This is a genomic window from Nocardia terrae, assembly GCF_009760405.1.
Taxonomy (GTDB): Bacteria; Actinomycetota; Actinomycetes; order Mycobacteriales; family Mycobacteriaceae; genus Nocardia; species Nocardia terrae.
In genome coordinates, this window is record NZ_WRPP01000014.1 from 1 (window position 1) to 15,279 (window position 15,279).

15 protein-coding genes and 1 pseudogene are annotated in these 15,279 nt (G+C 67.7%); 12 read left to right on the top strand and 4 right to left on the bottom strand.

The window, feature by feature from the left end; translation table 11 throughout:
- Positions 1-300: 300 nt before the first annotated feature.
- The 4 genes from GPX89_RS40545 (at position 301) to GPX89_RS40560 (ending at position 3,967) form a co-directional block, all read left to right on the top strand.
- Positions 301-648 carry a YrdB family protein gene (locus GPX89_RS40545; RefSeq protein WP_157393107.1) on the top strand — a complete coding sequence of 116 codons (348 nt, stop codon included), beginning with the start codon at positions 301-303 and terminating at the stop codon, positions 646-648.
- 282 nt (positions 649-930) lie between these two features.
- A complete protein-coding gene (gene fusA, locus GPX89_RS40550) occupies positions 931-2,958 on the top strand; it encodes an elongation factor G (protein WP_198347825.1) in 2,028 nt (675 codons plus the stop codon).
- Between the two features lie 111 nt (positions 2,959-3,069).
- Positions 3,070-3,504, top strand: a complete 435-nt coding sequence (locus GPX89_RS40555; protein WP_157393109.1) for an SRPBCC family protein — start codon at positions 3,070-3,072, stop codon at positions 3,502-3,504.
- Between the two features lie 49 nt (positions 3,505-3,553).
- Positions 3,554-3,967, top strand: coding sequence for a MarR family winged helix-turn-helix transcriptional regulator (locus tag GPX89_RS40560; RefSeq protein WP_157393110.1), 414 nt, complete (start codon positions 3,554-3,556; stop codon positions 3,965-3,967).
- Here GPX89_RS40560 and GPX89_RS40565 read toward each other — a convergent pair whose 3' ends face one another.
- Positions 3,968-4,795: a GNAT family N-acetyltransferase gene (locus GPX89_RS40565; RefSeq protein ID WP_198347836.1), complete on the bottom strand. Its 828-nt coding sequence runs from the start codon at positions 4,793-4,795 to the stop codon at positions 3,968-3,970.
- Positions 4,796-4,880: 85 nt separating this feature from the next.
- Between GPX89_RS40565 and GPX89_RS40570 the strand changes: the two genes are divergently transcribed.
- The 7 genes from GPX89_RS40570 (at position 4,881) to GPX89_RS40595 (ending at position 9,739) form a co-directional block, all read left to right on the top strand.
- The gene (locus GPX89_RS40570; RefSeq protein ID WP_328602884.1) at positions 4,881-5,519 is read left to right on the top strand and encodes an HAD family hydrolase; all 639 of its coding nucleotides are present in this window, start codon (positions 4,881-4,883) and stop codon (positions 5,517-5,519) included.
- Between the two features lie 137 nt (positions 5,520-5,656).
- Positions 5,657-6,319 (top strand): ABC transporter substrate-binding protein, encoded by a 663-nt coding sequence (locus tag GPX89_RS40575; protein WP_157393112.1) that lies wholly within the window; start codon positions 5,657-5,659, stop codon positions 6,317-6,319.
- A gap of 53 nt (positions 6,320-6,372) precedes the next feature.
- The gene (locus GPX89_RS40580; protein WP_157393113.1) at positions 6,373-6,933 is read left to right on the top strand and encodes a hypothetical protein; all 561 of its coding nucleotides are present in this window, start codon (positions 6,373-6,375) and stop codon (positions 6,931-6,933) included.
- Positions 6,926-7,180, top strand: coding sequence for a hypothetical protein (locus GPX89_RS45175; RefSeq protein WP_235949238.1), 255 nt, complete (start codon positions 6,926-6,928; stop codon positions 7,178-7,180). The genes GPX89_RS40580 and GPX89_RS45175 overlap by 8 nt, the downstream gene beginning before the upstream one ends.
- A complete protein-coding gene (locus GPX89_RS40585) occupies positions 7,105-7,548 on the top strand; it encodes a peroxidase-related enzyme (RefSeq protein ID WP_235949240.1) in 444 nt (147 codons plus the stop codon). The genes GPX89_RS45175 and GPX89_RS40585 overlap by 76 nt, the downstream gene beginning before the upstream one ends.
- 617 nt (positions 7,549-8,165) lie before the next feature.
- Entirely contained in the window at positions 8,166-8,798 is a 633-nt protein-coding gene (locus GPX89_RS40590; RefSeq protein WP_235949243.1) for a TetR/AcrR family transcriptional regulator, read from the top strand.
- A 92-nt stretch (positions 8,799-8,890) separates the two neighbouring features.
- Positions 8,891-9,739 carry an alpha/beta hydrolase family protein gene (locus tag GPX89_RS40595; RefSeq protein ID WP_157393114.1) on the top strand — a complete coding sequence of 283 codons (849 nt, stop codon included), beginning with the start codon at positions 8,891-8,893 and terminating at the stop codon, positions 9,737-9,739.
- Positions 9,740-9,745: 6 nt separating this feature from the next.
- On the opposite strand, the gene aspA is transcribed toward GPX89_RS40595, so the two are convergent.
- Positions 9,746-11,152, bottom strand: coding sequence for an aspartate ammonia-lyase (gene aspA, locus GPX89_RS40600; RefSeq protein WP_456237946.1), 1,407 nt, complete (start codon positions 11,150-11,152; stop codon positions 9,746-9,748).
- A 129-nt stretch (positions 11,153-11,281) separates the two neighbouring features.
- A pseudogene (locus GPX89_RS46410) lies at positions 11,282-11,611 on the bottom strand (cyclic nucleotide-binding domain-containing protein); the annotation flags it as partial.
- A gap of 151 nt (positions 11,612-11,762) precedes the next feature.
- Here GPX89_RS46410 and GPX89_RS40605 point away from each other — a divergent pair.
- Positions 11,763-13,082, top strand: a complete 1,320-nt coding sequence (locus GPX89_RS40605) for an anaerobic C4-dicarboxylate transporter family protein (protein ID WP_198347828.1) — start codon at positions 11,763-11,765, stop codon at positions 13,080-13,082.
- Positions 13,083-13,085: 3 nt separating this feature from the next.
- Here GPX89_RS40605 and GPX89_RS40610 read toward each other — a convergent pair whose 3' ends face one another.
- On the bottom strand, positions 13,086-15,137 hold the full coding sequence (locus GPX89_RS40610) for a prolyl oligopeptidase family serine peptidase (protein ID WP_157393116.1): 2,052 nt from the start codon (positions 15,135-15,137) through the stop codon (positions 13,086-13,088).
- Positions 15,138-15,279 lie beyond the last annotated feature (142 nt).

Sequence of the window (15,279 nt, forward strand, 5' to 3'; positions counted from 1 at the left end):
GGAAGCTAAGGCCACCTGCGCCGATGGTACTGCACTCGACAGGGTGTGGGAGAGTAGGACACCGCCGGAACATCATTCGCGAAGGCCCCCAGCATCAGCTGGGGGCCTTCGGCGTTTCACGGGTACGTTCGTGTGTCTTCGATATCGCACTTCCCCTGAGCGGCAGGGTGATCAGCGGTCGAGCGCACCGACTTCGACCTGTCCGCGCTGCTGAAGGCTCCCCGGTTCACCCTGGGGGCCTTTGCATTTCCGGTGGAGATCGGTACTCTAAAATGAGAGCACTGATCTCGGAGAGTAGCAATGATCCTTAGCGCGTGGACCGCCGTCAACCTGACCCTCGCTTTTGTTTTCGAGCTCGTCGCCGTCGCGGCCCTCGCCTACTGGGCTGCGCGGACCGGCCGCGGCCGTGTGGCGAAAGTCCTGCTGGGCGTGGGCACCGCCGTCGCGGCCATGACCGTCTGGGGATTGTTCGCCGCGCCGCAGGCGAGCTTTTCGATCCCCGCGGCCGCGGTGGCCACCAAGGTCGCTGTCTTCGGCGGCGCGGCGGTCGGGCTCTGGCGGCTGGGGCACCGGACCGCGGCCGTCGCCTTCCCGGTCTTGGTCGTCGCCAACCTGGCGGCGATCCACCTCGGTCACCTCTCGTTCTGATCTCGATTGCCCCGCTGGGAAATTCACGCGACAACGCCGGCGTTGCACTGTTACGTTCACTCGGCGGAGCGGGAGGCTCCGCGAAACTCGGAAAGCAGGAAGGGGCCGGTCATGCGTGAATACCGCACCGCCGTCGTCGCCCGTCCGCGCTTCGAGGTGATCCTGGTGTCTTCGCCGGCTCGGTGCCGGCTGCGCGGCCGGTACTGAGTACCCCCGGACGTTCCTGATCGTCCCGGGGAATCGCGCTGTTCTGTCCCAGATCAGCACGAAGGACGTATGACCGTGCGTACCAATGTTTCCCGACAAGACCTGGCTGTCGTTCGCAACCTCGGAATTCTCGCGCATGTGGATGCCGGGAAGACCACCGTGACCGAACGCATGCTGTTTCTCACCGGTATCACCCACAAGCTCGGCGAGGTGCACGACGGCACCACCGTCACCGATTTCGATCCGCAGGAACGGGATCGGGGCATCACCATTTTCGCGGCGGCCGTGAGCTGCCGCTGGGACGAGCACCGGCTGACCGTCATCGATACCCCCGGGCACGTCGACTTCTCCGATGAGGTCGAGCGTTCCCTGCGGGTATTGGACGGCGCCGTAGCGGTTTTCGACGCCGTCGCGGGCGTCGAGCCGCAGAGCGAATCCGTGTGGCGGCGGGCCGACCGCTACGGCGTGCCGCGCATCGCGTTCGTCAACAAGATGGATCGCGCCGGGGCCGACCTGACGGCCGCGGTCGCCTCCATTCGTGAACGGCTGCACCCGGTTCCGCTGCTCGTGCAGCTGCCGGTGTACGACGGTGACGCGTTTACCGGCGTGGTCGACCTGGTCCGCCCGCGGGCCCTGCACTGGGGCGGCGGCGTGGTCGAGGGCCCGGTGCCCGAATACCTCGCGGACGAGGTGGCGCATGCCCGGCGCGAGCTGGAAGAGGCGGTGGCGGAACGGCATTCGGCGGCGCTCGAGGAGTTCGTGGAACGCTCCGAGCTGTCCGCCGACACCCTGACCGCCGCGCTGCGGGAGCTGACGCTCGTCGGCGAGGTGGTGCCGGTGCTGTGCGGCGCGGCCTACCGCGATATCGGTATCGAGCCGCTGCTGGATGCCGTCGTGGCCTACCTGCCGTCGCCGCTGGACCGCCCCGCGGTCGGTGACGGCGAGGACCGCCGCGGCGCGGATCCGGCCGAACCGCTCGCCGCGTTGGCGTTCAAGGTGCATGCCACGCCGACGGGACGGCTCACCTTCGTGCGTGTCTACTCGGGCGTCCTGGCCAAGGGCGACACCGTGTTCGACGCGAGCGGAGGCCGTCGTGAGCGGGTTGCGCGCATCCTGCGGGTGCAGGCGGACCGGCACGAGGAGGTGGAGCGCGCGATAGCGGGCGACATCGTCGCGCTGGTCGGGCCCAAGGCGGTCCGGGTCGGTGCGACGCTGTGCGCGCCGGACGCCCCGGTCCAGCTGGAGCCGCCGGTTCCGACCGAGCCGGTGGTGTCGGTGGCGATCGAGGCGAAATCCAGCGCCGAGACCGAGAAGCTGGCGCTGGCCCTGGCTCGCCTGGCCGATGAGGACCCGTCCCTCACGGTGCGGACCGATCCGGAGACCGGGCAGACGCTGCTGGCCGGTCTGGGCGAACTGCATCTCGAGGTCGTGGTGGAGAAGCTGCGCCGCGACCGCGGGCTGAGCGTGACGGTCGGCAAGCCGCAGGTGGCGTATCGCGAGACCGTGGTGCGCGGCGTGCGGGGGCTGGTGTACCGGCACGTCAAGCAGGACGGCGGGGCCGGGCAGTGGGCGCACATCGTGCTGGATGTGCGGCCGTTGAACGAATCCGAGCCCGGGGCAACCGGTTTCGAGTTCGAGTCCACGGTGGTCGGCGGCCGGGTGCCGGCGGAGTTCGTGCACGCGGTCGAGGCCGGATGCCGGGACGCTCTGGCCGAGGGCCCGCTCGCGGGTCATCCGGTCACCGGCGTGCGGGTCACGCTCACCGACGGTGCGACGCATTCGAAGGATTCGTCGGACCTGGCGTTCCGCACGGCGGGCCGCCTCGGGCTGCGGGACGCCCTGCGCGCGAGCGTGATGGCGATCCTGGAACCGCTGGTGGAGCTGACCGTCACGGTGCCGGAGGACTATGTCGGTGCGGTGCTCGGTGATCTGGCCGCCCGGCGCGGCCGGGTCGCCGGTTCGGTGAGCCGCACCGGGGTCGTGGTGGTCACCGCTACGGTCCCGCTGGCCGAATTGTTCGGCTACGCAACCCGTTTGCGCAGCCGGACGCAGGGCCGGGGCACGTTCACCACGCGCCCGCTGGGCTACGCGCCCGCACCGTAAGAGGTTCGGTGGCGGCGACTCGGAAGTCGCCGCCACCGGATTCTCCCCAAGGTATTGATTGTTGTCGCGACTACAGTTACTGTTGTCGCAACAACAGAAATTCCGAAGGGGATGACAGCGATGATGTACTCGTTCACCGAAGCAGCCGTGATCAAGGGCGATATCGACAAGATCTGGGCGGTCGCCACCGACACCAACCGTCTGGCCGAGTGGGACCCGCACGAGGAGGCGGCGCGCATTGACGGCGAATTCGTGCCCGGGACCACCGGGTGGGTCAAGCCGAAGGGGGCTCCCGCCGGGCCGTTTACGATCGTGGCCGTGGAGCCGGGAAAGTCGTGGACCAGTGAGGCGGGGATTCCGTTCGGGAAGCTCCGTGGTCACAACACCTTCGAGGACCTCGGCGACGGGACGGTTCGGGTGGCGAAGAATGTGGAGATCCACGGGCCGATGGGGCCGTTGTTCAAGCTCATCTGGGAGAAGGGCATGCGCAGGGACATGCCGCTGTCCTTCGCCGCACTGGAACAGGAGGCGCTGCGGCGTGGCTGAATCGCCCGATGGATCGACGCCGATGCGGGGCGTTCCGCGAGGTCCGCTCATGAGTCCGGGCTTCTGGCTGCATCACGCCGCCCTGGAGTGGCGGAACACGCTGGAACGCAATCTGCGCCCGCTCGGGCTCACCCCCACCCAGTTCAACCTGCTCGCCTCGGCGGGCTGGTTGAGTCGGCAGGGCGAGCTGCCCACTCAGCAGCAGGTGGCCGACATGTCCGGCTCGGACCGCATGATGGCCTCCAAGGTGATTCGCGGGCTGGAGGAGCGCGGCCTGCTGATCCGCCGTCCGGATCCCGCCGACGCCCGCGTCCTGCGCGTCGAACTCGATCCCGCCGGCAGGGAACTGGTCAGCAAGGCGGTGCAGATCGCGGTCGACACCGATGCCCAGCTCTTCGGCGCGGACGGCGACATGTTGCGCGAGCATCTGAAACCCATTGCCGCGCACCGCCTGCCGCAATGATCAGGACTTGACCAGAATGGCGCGGGTGTAGAGCAGCGCGAAGCCCAGCCGCTGCACGTTCTGCTGGGACTTCGAGCCCGGCTGGGTGGTGACGACGGCGATATCGCAGCCCGCCGCGCTCGCCTCGGCCAGCCGGACCGACAGCAGCGAGGACTGCACACCGTGCCGCCGATGCGCGGGATGCGTTGCCGCGCCTGTGAGTTGGGCGATGCCATCGGACATCCGCATGCTCGCCCCGCCCGCGACCGCGCCGTCGTGCCGGGCCAGGTAGCGCCGCACTCCCGCCGAGCCGGTCAGGTCGCGCATGGCGCGGGCGATGATGTCGGCCGGGAACTCTTCGTGGGAGGCGATGCCCTGGGCATCGGGATGCGCGAAACCTTCGGCGACCACGTCGAGCCAGGTATCGAATTCGCCTTCGGCGCTGGGTTTCACCTCGACTCCCTCGGCGATCACCGCGGCTCGCTCGCCGCCGAGTTCGAGACCGAGCACATTCTCGAACGACACCAACCGGTAGCCGCGCGCGGTGAGCAGTTCGCCCACACCGGGATCACCGAGCTGCGACACCTCGGCCTGCACCGGCGTTTTCCGCTCCGCGAAGAGTCGCTCGATCTCGTCGAGTTCCGCCTCGCCGGGCACGCCCGCGAATCCGAGCCCGGCCACCTTGTTCAACGGGGACCCGTCCTCGGCGAAGGACGCCACCCCGCCCGCGACCGAAATCACGAACCCGGCTTCGGCGCCGAGCCGCGCGGCGGCGGCGCCACAGCCCTTGGCGATCAGCTCCGTCTCCGCCCGTTCGATTCGGGCGGCCAACTCCACTCCACAGAACAGCGTTCCGGAATCTCGCATGGATTCGACCCTAGGTCCGGTCCCCGGCCGCGGTCGCGTCATTTTCGCCCGGGGCTAGGGTCGGGGCGTGGCTGTTGATCATTCGAACGGATCCGTGGACGGGCCGGTGGTCGGGTTCGACCTGGATATGACGCTGATCGATTCGCGGCCGGGGATCGCCGCGGTGTGGGATGCGGTGGCCGCGCGGACCGGGGTGCCGATCGATTCCGAGCTGGTGGTGTCGAGGCTGGGACCGCCGCTGGCGCACGAGGCGGCGCACTGGTTTCCCGAGCACGAGGTGCCGGGGATCGTGGCCATGTACCGGGAGCTGTATCCGGATCTGGCGGTGCACGCGTCGGAGCATCTGCCCGGTGTGGTCGACGCGTTGGCCGCGGTGCATCGGGCCGGTGGGCGGGTGCTGGTGATCACGGCCAAGAACGGGCCGCACGCGCAGTTGCATCTGGATCACCTGGGGCTCGAGGTCGACGAGCTGGTCGGTGGGGCGTGGGCCGAGGAGAAGGGGGAGGTGCTGCGGGAGCGCGGGGCCTCGGTCTATGTCGGCGACCATCTCGGGGATGTGCGCGCCGCGAAGGTGGCGGACGCCGTGTCGGTGGCCGTGGCGACCGGTCCGTACACCGGGGAGGAGCTCGCGGCCGCAGGCGCGAACGTGGTGCTGCGGGACCTGACCGAGTTTCCGGCCTGGCTCATGGCGCACCTGGCAGGCTGACTCCGTCATTCCCGCGTGCTTTTGGCGGGAATCTACCCCCGTAGCTGTGGATCCCGGCCAAAAGCACGCCGGGATGACGAGGGATGTTGCCGCCGTTGACATCACGCTGATTCGAATGCTGTCGGCGCTGATCGGGCATGGCTACCGTTGGTCCCGGTCACGTGGTTTCGGTCGGGGCGGTGGGTGTCGCCGCGGTGGCGCTGGTGGCGGGACTGGCCTCGGCCTGCTCCAACGACTCGTCCGGAAGCAACTCGGACACCGTGTATTTCGGTGTTTCCGGGCCGAAGACCGGTGGTTCGGCTGAGTACGGGCGGCTCTGGCAGCAGGGCTTCGACCTGGCGCTGGACGAGATCAACGCGGCGGGCGGGATCAACGGCAAGAAGGTCGCGCTGAAATGGGAGGATTCGCAGTCGGATCCGAAGCAGGCGGTGCCGATCGCCACCAAGTTCGTGGGCGACCGGTCGATCATCGCCGAGCTGGGTGACTTCTCCTCTCCGGCCTCCATCGCGGCGTCGCCGGTGTACAACCGCGGCAAGCTGGTGCAATACGGCTTCACCAACGGCGGACCGGAGGTGGCGAACTCGGTGGCCGATGTGCTGCGCGACATCTATTACGGCACTCCCGACGAGGTCGCCGAGCAGCTCGCCGCGGACACCGCGCTCCGCGACTCCGCCGATTTCATCGTCCAGGTGCATCCGGTCGACCCCGGCCATGCCGCCACCCTGCGCTCCATCGAACTCATCGCCACCAAGGTTGCGCCGCAACTGGGTTGGCGGGCCGACGAAGGAATTCACCCGTGACCCAGGCACCTTCGGCCGACAGCGCAGCCGCGCCTGCGGAATCGCCTACCGCCGTGACCGAATCGACGGCCCCCGCTGGATCGCTTGCCGCCGCGGCGGAGTCTGTCGTCGCCGCTGGACCGGCGGATCCTGCGGAGTCCGGGGCGGAGGCGACCGAATCCGGGGCGCTGGATGACGTCATCGCCGCCGTGCTCGGGGAGGGCGCGGAAGCAGTGCGGGCGCTGCGGGAGACACGCCCGGCGGTGGTCGCGCACACCCAGGGCGTGTACGACGCCCTCCTCGACGGTCCCGCCACCGAGGCCATCGGACGCGAACGGGTGATCGCCGCGGCGGTCGCGGTGGCCGAGTTGGCCGGTGCGCCCGCACTCGCTACGCACTACGCGTCGCTGGGAACCGTTCCCGCGGAAGGCGATCCGGTGCTGGCCGCCATCCTGCGGCACGCGGCTCGCGTCACCACCGCGCCGGCGTCGATCACCCGCGCGGATATCGACGCGCTGGCGGCCGTCGGCCTGTCCGAGCGCGACATCGTGACGGTGGCGCAGCTCATCGGATTCGTGCACTTCCAGGTCCGGCTGCTGGCTGGGCTCGAATTGATCGGAGCGGAACATGAGTGAGCAGGCCACCGGTGAGGTGCGCAGCGTCGAAACCTTCCGTCGGCCCGCGGGATTCACCCGGGAGCGGCTGGACTGGGTGCCCTGGGTGGAGCCGATCGAGCTGGCCGACGCCGACGAGTCGCAGCGGCCGCTGCTCGAGGGGACCGCGGCGTCGGGCCCTATTTCCGGCTATTGGCACGCAACGCCGCGGTCCTCGCGCATCGCAGCGCCAATGACAAAGAGATCTTCTACGGCCGGGAGGGGCTGACCCGAGCTGAGCGCGAACTCGCGGCGACCGTTACCTCGCGGCACAACGGCTGCGAATACTGTGCCTCTGTTCATTCTCGTTTCACTTCGGCGTTGTCCAAGCGCGCCGACGATGTCCAGCGGTTGCTGGACGAAGGCAACGAGGTGCGGATCGACGAACGGTGGGACGCGATCATCGATTTCGTGGACGCGCTGGCCGCCAATCCGCCCCGGGCGGGCCTGGACGAGGTGAAGCGCCTGCGCGAGCTGGGTTTCAGTGAGGTGGAGCTGCACGACCTGGTGTTGTCCGCGGCCTCGTTCTCGTGGGCCAACCGTCTCATGCTCACCCTGGGCGAGCCGGAGGTCCCGGCCGAGGCGAGTGAAATCTAGCGGTCTCTGGAAAAAGTTCTAGAGAGTTCATCCGAAAACTTCCCTGCTTGGGCGCTTGGTCGGTATCGTCCCGATGGCAAACGGCCAGTGACGGCACTGGCAATCTGTTGGATCGGAGCACCACTATGGCGAACCTCCTTTCGGATGTTCTGGTTCAGAGCATCATCAAGCTGTTGCGGACCGGCTCCGCGAGTCTTTCCGCCAAGTAGCCGCGCATGCGCCACCTTTCGGCTACTGCGCGGAAGCCGATTCGATGACGAAGGGCCCGATCCTCGACGAGGGGATCGGGCCCTTCTTGCAGCATGTCACCGCGACACGCCAAATAAAACCTAAAAAACTCCTCGAAAAGTATTCCGTCCAGTTCGCCTGCTCTGTATCGTGTGGAACGGCAAACGATCAGTGACTTTCGGGTCAATGCGACATCGGGCCGCGAGTCTCCCCCCGGACGCGCGTACCGAACCCGGGACGGTTCCCCTGCCTATACCCTCCGTCCCGGGTGCGCCGCATTACCCGAAGGCACTGAGCCAACTTTCGGCTATCGCGCGGTAAGTCGAAGGTACAAACGAAGGGCCCGATCCATGACGAGGGGATCGGGCCCTTCGGTATTGTCTGGCGCAATGTCACAGGAAACGAACGCGGGAAGAATGTACGCCGGGCAGCCCGTAGAAGACCGGCAGCGGCAGCGTCGTGCGCGTTTTCTGGAGTCCGGGCTCACGGTGTTCGCGCGCGACGGATATGCCAATAGTTCCGTCGGGGCCATTTGCAAGGACGCCGGCCTCTCCTCGAGGCAGTTCTACGAGGAGTTCACCGGGCGCGAATCGCTGCTGCTCGAGCTCTACGAGCAGATCGATCGCGAATCCCGGGAGGCCGTGGCGGCCACCATCGCCGAGCACTCCGACGCCAGCGCCATCGACATCATCGACGCCGCCGTCCGCGCCTATATCGAGTCCATTGGGCGCGATCCGCGCAAGGCCAGAGTCGCACTCGTCGAAGTCGTCGGCGCGGGGCCCAAGGTGGAGAAGTTCCGCCTGGAACTGCGCCGTGCCTGGGGCGCGCTGCTGGCCAGCGCCGCCGAGGATGCCGCCCTGCACGGCGAAATCCCGCCCGGTGACTACGAAATGCGCGTGCTGGCCATCATCGGCGCGGTGAACTACGTGGTGGACGCCTGGAGCGGTTCGGAACCGCGCCAGCCGCTCGACGACGTCATCCGCGTGCTGCGCCGCGTCATCATGGGTGCGGTCAGCGCCTGAGGCTCGAAACACCCCCTCCCCCGTCCAATTCCACTTCGCGCCCGTCCGCTGCCTAGCGGACGGGCGCGACCTTTACGGGTAGCGTGCGGCGGATGGAGACCGTGCCTATCCAGATGCCCGACGGGACAATGGTGCCGGTGCGGATGATTCCGGCGAAAGGCCCGCATCGGCATCCGATTACGGCCGACACGCCGAGGCCGGTCGTGGTGATCGTGCCGGGACTGGGGGTTCCGGGCGAGTTCTATTCGCTGTTCGGGAAGCCCTTGGCGGCTCGGGGTTTCGACGTGGCCCTCCTGGAGATCCGCGGAAACGGCGACAGTAGGCCGAAACCCGGAGCGTCCAGTCAATTCGGCTATCAGGAACTGGTCGCCGTGGACTTCCCCGCCATGTTCGAGGCTGTCCGCGAACGGTTTCCGGACAGCACCCCGTATCTGCTCGGCCACAGCATGGGCGGGCAGCTCGGCGTCATGTACGCCGCGCGGATCCGCGGGCGGCTCGGTGGCCTGATCCTGGTGGCGTCCGGAACACCGCACCGGCGCGGCTATTCGGGTCTGGCCGCGCTCGGCAGCGCCGCGCTCTCGCTGACCGCACCGCTCGCGGGTTTCTGGCCGGGCGACACGATCACCGCGGGCGGCTTCGGACGCCAATCCAAGGTGCTGATCGCCGACTGGGCGCGTTTGGCCCGCACGGGCCGATTCGAGCCCGCCGGAGCCGATATCGACTACGAGGAGCGCATCGGGCGGCTGAAGCTGCCGGTGCTGTCGATCACGCTGCGCGGCGACGAACTGACGCCGCAGAACTCGGCGCGGCAGCTGCTGGCGAAGCTGCCCAACGCCGACATCACCACCTGGCACAACCCGGACCCGCTGGGGCACAACGGGTGGATCAGCGATCCCGGCTCCACCCTCGACTACGTCGAAAAGTGGCTGCGGGACCGCTGATTCGCCTCAGATCGCCCGGGAACGGGGCGCGGTCATCTTGTCCGGGCTCAGCAGCTCGTCGAGCTCGTCCTTGGTCATGGCGCTGTCCTGGAGCACCAGGTCGTAGACGCTTTCACCGGTCTTCAACGCCTTCTTGGCGATGGCCGCGGACTGCTCGTAGCCGAGTTTGGGCACCAGGGCGGTGACCAGGCCGATGCTGTGGTTCACCAGATCCCGGCAGTGCTCGCGGTTGGCGGTGATGCCGGTGATGCAGCGGCTGGTGAGGGTGATGGCCGCGTTGCGCAGCATCATGGTGCCCATCATGAGGTCGTAGGCCATGATCGGCTCGGCCATGTTCAGCTCGAGCTGGCTGGCCTCGGCGGCCATGGTGACGGTCATGTCGTAGCCGATGAGCTGGAAACAGACCTGCGACACCACTTCCGGGATGACCGGGTTGACCTTGCCGGGCATGATCGACGAACCCGGTTGCATGGCGGGCAGATTGATCTCGCCGAGGCCCGCCCGCGGTCCGGAGGACAGCAGCCGCAGGTCGTTGCAGATCTTGGACAGCTGCACCGCGGCCCGCTTGAGCGTCGCGGAGATGGCGACGAAATCGCCGGAGTCCTGGGTGGCCTCGACCAGGTTCTCGGCCTGGCAGATGGGCAGTCCGGTGATCTCGGCCAGCTTCTTGGAGACCAGTTCGGCGTAACCGGGCGGTGAGGTGATGCCGGTGCCGATGGCGGTCGCGCCCATGTTCATGGCGAGCAGGTCCTGGGAGATGCGCTTCAGGTGCGCGATGGCCTCGCCGATCATGACCGCGTACGCGGCGAACTCCTGGCCCAGGGTCATGGGGACGGCGTCCTGCAGCTGGGTGCGGCCCATCTTGATGACGTCGCCGAACTCGACGGCCTTGGCCTTCAACGCATTCTGCAGTTCGGCCAGGGCGGCGATCGCGTCCTGCAGGGACAGGTAGACGCCGAGCTTCACCGAGGTGGGGTAGACGTCATTGGTGGACTGCGAGCAGTTCACGTCGTCGTTGGGGTGCAGGTACTGGTACTCGCCCTTCTGATGCCCCAGGAGTTCGAGGCCGCGGTTGGCGATGACCTCGTTGGCGTTCATATTGGTCGAGGTGCCCGCGCCGCCCTGGACCATGTCGACCACGAAGTCCTCGCGGAGCTTGCCCTCCATGATCTCGTCGCAGGCGCCGATGATGGCGTCGGCCTTGGCCTGGGTGATCGAACCGAGCTCCGCGTTCGCGAGGGCCGCGGCCTTTTTCACGTAGGCCAGCGCGTGCACCAGGTGCCCGAACTTGCGCAGCTTGATGCCCGAGATCTGGAAGTTCTCGAGCGCGCGCAGCGTCTGGACGCCGTAGTACGCCTCGGCGGGTATCTCGCGGGCGCCGAGCGAATCGTGCTCGGTGCGGATGCCGCCCAGTTGTTGCTGCGCGGTGATCGCGGCCGACAGCTGCTCGGAGACGCTGCGCATGCGATGCGCGATGAGCTGTGCGACGCGAGAGACCATGCGGTAGTAGCGATCCGGGTGCAGAACCGCCATCTCCTGCAGGGTCTTGCGGGGGACGGTGAGCACGACCGCGCCCTTGGGCGTGTGGCCGGTGGCGGTGTGCGGGGTGTCGTCGATCAACGCGATCTCCGAGACCAGGCTGCCGGGACCGAGGCGGGCCAGTTCGGTCTCGTGGCCGGTGAGCCCGGAACTGATCTTGACCTCGCCCTCCACGACGATGCCCGCCCATTCGCGGGGCGTGGATTCGTGGAAAAGGATGGCGCCGGCGGGGAACTCGCGTCGCTCGGCGGTGGCGGTGAAGGCCCGGACATCGTCCGGATCAAGCCCGGTAGCGGAAGCGGTGATCTTGATCAGGTCGTCCAGCTGGCCCACGTCGACTCCTCGTCAGAAAGGGAAACCCAACACTGGCAAACAAACCGCTATCTTTCCGAATGGTCCGGATATCTTTCAAGAGCGACGCGGTAACAGCATGCCCGGTGCCACCCCAACCTACTAGCCGATTGGCGGGTCGACGATGGTCAAGATGCTGCTCGAGCTCGCGGTCATGCTCGCCATCATCATGATCGGATCCCGAGTCGGCGGCATCGGGCTCGGCGTCTGGGGCGGCATCGGCGTCTTTGCGCTGGCGACCATCTTCGGGGTCGAGCCGACCGTGCCGCCGGTGGACGTCCTGCTGATCATTCTCTCGGTGGTGGTGGCCGCGGCGACCATGGAAGCGGCGGGCGGCGTCGACTACATGGTCCGAATCGCCGAACGGATAATTCGCAGCAACCCCAAGCGGATCACCTTCGTCGCGCCCTTGGTGACCTACGCCTTCACCGTCGGCGCGGGCACCGGGCACCTGCTCTACCCGCTGCTCCCGGTCATCCACGAGGTGGCGCGCGAAGGCGGAATCCGGCCCGAGCGGCCGATCTCCATCGCCACCATCGCCAATCAGATCGCCATCGTGGCCAGCCCGGTCTCGGCCTCCACGGCCGCCTCGGTGGTCATCTTCGGGCCGGACGGCTGGTCCATCGTCAAGATCCTGGCGATCACCGTGCCGTCCACGCTCATCGGTTCCATGGTCGGCGCGCTGTCGGTGATCAAGCTCGGCAAGGACCTCGACGACGACCCCGAGTATCAGCGCCGGCTCGCGGCGGGGGAGATCCCGCCCATCGACCCGACCCACGCCGACCGGCCACCGCTGCCGCCGCGCGCCTCCTGGTCGGCGGGCATCTTCCTGCTCGGCGTGATCGCCATTGTCATCTCGGGCGCGTTCCCGAGCCTGCGACCGGATGTGCACGGCGCCGACGGCAAGGTCGACGCGCTGGCCATGCCCTATGCCATCGAGGTGCTCATGCTGGCCACGGCGGCGGTGATCATGGTGCTGTGCAAGGTGAACGCGGCGAGCGTGCCCGGCATGCCGGTCGCCAAGGCGGGTCTGGTCGCGCTGGTCGGCGTGTTCGGATTGGCTTGGCTCGGTGACTCTTTCGTCGAGGCCAACAAGACGCTGATCGTCGACAAACTCGGCGATGTCGCCAAGGACTACCCGTGGACCTTCGCGATCATCGTGACCGTGGTCGCGGCGCTGATCCTGAGTCAGGCCGCGACCACCAAGACGATGATGCCGCTGGGCATGGCCCTGGGCATTCCGTCGGCACAGCTGGTGGCGATGCTGCCGGCGGTGGCCGCGCTGTTCATCCTGCCCGTCTATCCGACCAGCATCGCCGCGGTGAACTTCGACCTGAGCGGGACGACCCACTTCGGCAAGTACGTGCTCAACCACTCGTTCATGCGTCCCGGTCTGGTCACCCTGGTCGCCTCCATCGCCATCGGCTACGGGCTGGCGGCGATCATCGGCTGAGCCTCACCCACCCATGAGCTGGTGGGCGAAGAACTCGTAGATGAGCGCGGCCTGGAAGGCGGACTGCTTGTTGTCGGCCGCGCCGCCGTGGCCACCCTCGATGTTCTCGTAGTACCAGACGTCGTGGCCCTCGGATTCCAAGAGCGCGGCCATCTTCCGGGCATGCCCGGGGTGCACGCGATCGTCGCGGGTGGAGGTGGTGAGCAGGATCGGCGGGTACCGCCGGTCCGCGCTGGTGTTCTGGTAGGGCGAGTACTTCGAGATGAACTCCCACTCCTCGGGCTTGTCCGGGTCGCCGTACTCGGCGATCCAGGACGCGCCCGCCAGCAGCAGGTGATAGCGCTTCATGTCCAGCAGCGGCACCTGGCACACGATGGCCCCGAACAGCTCCGGGTAGCGGGTGAGCATGACGCCCATGAGCAGGCCGCCATTGCTGCCGCCGACCGCACCCAGCTGCGCGGGCGTGGTGATGCCGCGCGCGACCAGGTCCCGCGCCACCGCCGCGAAATCCTCATAGGCCTTGTGGCGGTTGGCCTTCAGCACCGAGGTGTGCCATTCCGGGCCGTACTCGCCGCCGCCGCGGATATTGGTCATGACGTAGGTGCCGCCGCGCTCGATCCAGCCCATGCCGACCGCGCCGAAATAGCCCGGGGTGCGCGAGACTTCGAAGCCGCCGTACCCGGACATGACGGTCGGGCCGGGCGTGCCCTTGCGATCGCGGTGGCGGATCACGAAATACGGGATCTCGGTGCCGTCGTCGGAGCGTGCGAAGAACTGCTCGGTCTCCACGCCGTCGGCGTCGAAGAACTCCGGCTCCTTCTTGAGCACCTCGATGGGACCGCCGACCGAACCCGCCATCAGCGTGGTGGGGCGGGTGAAACCACTGGTGGACAGCATGAATTCGTCGCCGCCCTCGAGCCGGTCGAGGTTCATGACGCTGGTGGTGGCCATGCGCGGGGAATCGGCCAGCGGCTCGCGGGTCCAGCCGTCGGGGCCGGGGGTGAGCACGTGCAGCTTGGTCTGCACGTCCTCGAGGGTGATCAGCAGCAGGTGGTTCTCGGTCCAGCCGTAGCCGTGCAGCGCGGTGTGCGCGTCGGGGGTGAACAGGGCCTCGAAATCGCGTGCGCCGGAGAGGAATTCCTCGAAGTTCGTGGCCAGCAGCGAACCCGCCGGATAGGTGGTGCCGTTCACCTCCCAGGGGGACTTCAGGCGCACCAGCAGCAGCTCCTTGTACCAGGATTCGGAGGCGTCGCTGGGCACGTCGATGAAGCGCAGCGTGCCGTCGGATTCGAGGAGGTAGACCTCCTCGTTGAAGAAGTCGGTGGCGCGTCCGAGGAAATGCCGCTCGTAGCCCGGGGTGCGGTCGTAGCCCGCGGAGACGGCCACATCGGTGACCTCGCCCTCATAGACGAATTCCGCTGCCTCCAGCGGGGTTCCGCGATGCCAGCGCTTCACCACCCGCGGATAGCCGGAGTCGGTGAGCGAGCCCTCACCGAAATCGGTTCCGACGTAAAGGGTGTCGTCATCGATCCAGGCGAAGTCGGACTTGGCCTCGGGCAAATAGAAGCCGCCGTCCTCCGGGGCGATGAAAGTCTTTGCCTCGATATCGAATTCGCGAACCACCTTGGCGTCCGCGCCGCCGCGCGAAAGGCTGATCAGCGCCCGGCGCTGCTCGGGTCGCAGCACCGCCGCGCTGCCCCACACCCAGTTCTCGCCCTCGGCCGCGGCCAGTGCGTCGAGATCGATGAGGATCTCCCACTCCGGATCGTCCTTGGCGTACTCGGGAAAAGTGGTGCGCCGCCACAGGCCCTTCGGGTGGTCGCGGTCGCGCCAATAGTTGTAGAGCCAGGACCCGCGTCGTCCCGGGTAGGCGATGCGGGTGTCGGTGTCGAGCATGGCGAGCACGCGGGCCTCGAGCTCGCGGAAGCGCTCCGAGGCGGCGAATTTCTCCTTCGCCACCGCATTGCGCTCTTCCGCCCATGCCAGGGCCCGCTCGCTCTCGACCTCTTCGAGCCACAGGTACTGATCCGTCACGCCCTCTCCAACACCGCTCATGCCCTCATTGTTGCCGAGCCGCGCGTTCGCCGGTCGCGAACGTGTCGCCGTGGCACCCCCCGCGGTGCGGGTAATCGGGCAGAGCGCCGCCCGGTCAGTAGGATTGCGATCTCGATAGCGGTCCGATCCAGGAGGTCTCGGC

Excerpts from the sequence above, each read along its gene's own strand:
- GPX89_RS40560 (WP_157393110.1), top strand. The coding sequence starts at position 3,554 with ATGAGTCCGGGCTTCTGGCTGCATCACGCCGCCCTGGAGTGGCGGAAC.
- GPX89_RS40575 (WP_157393112.1), top strand. The coding sequence starts at position 5,657 with ATGGCTACCGTTGGTCCCGGTCACGTGGTTTCGGTCGGGGCGGTGGGT.
- GPX89_RS40590 (WP_235949243.1), top strand. The coding sequence starts at position 8,166 with ATGTCACAGGAAACGAACGCGGGAAGAATGTACGCCGGGCAGCCCGTA.
- GPX89_RS40610 (WP_157393116.1), bottom strand. The coding sequence starts at position 15,137 with ATGAGCGGTGTTGGAGAGGGCGTGACGGATCAGTACCTGTGGCTCGAA.
- GPX89_RS45175 (WP_235949238.1), top strand. The coding sequence starts at position 6,926 with ATGAGTGAGCAGGCCACCGGTGAGGTGCGCAGCGTCGAAACCTTCCGT.
- GPX89_RS40605 (WP_198347828.1), top strand. The coding sequence starts at position 11,763 with ATGCTGCTCGAGCTCGCGGTCATGCTCGCCATCATCATGATCGGATCC.
- GPX89_RS40555 (WP_157393109.1), top strand. The coding sequence starts at position 3,070 with ATGACAGCGATGATGTACTCGTTCACCGAAGCAGCCGTGATCAAGGGC.
- GPX89_RS40545 (WP_157393107.1), top strand. The coding sequence starts at position 301 with ATGATCCTTAGCGCGTGGACCGCCGTCAACCTGACCCTCGCTTTTGTT.
- GPX89_RS40595 (WP_157393114.1), top strand. The coding sequence starts at position 8,891 with ATGGAGACCGTGCCTATCCAGATGCCCGACGGGACAATGGTGCCGGTG.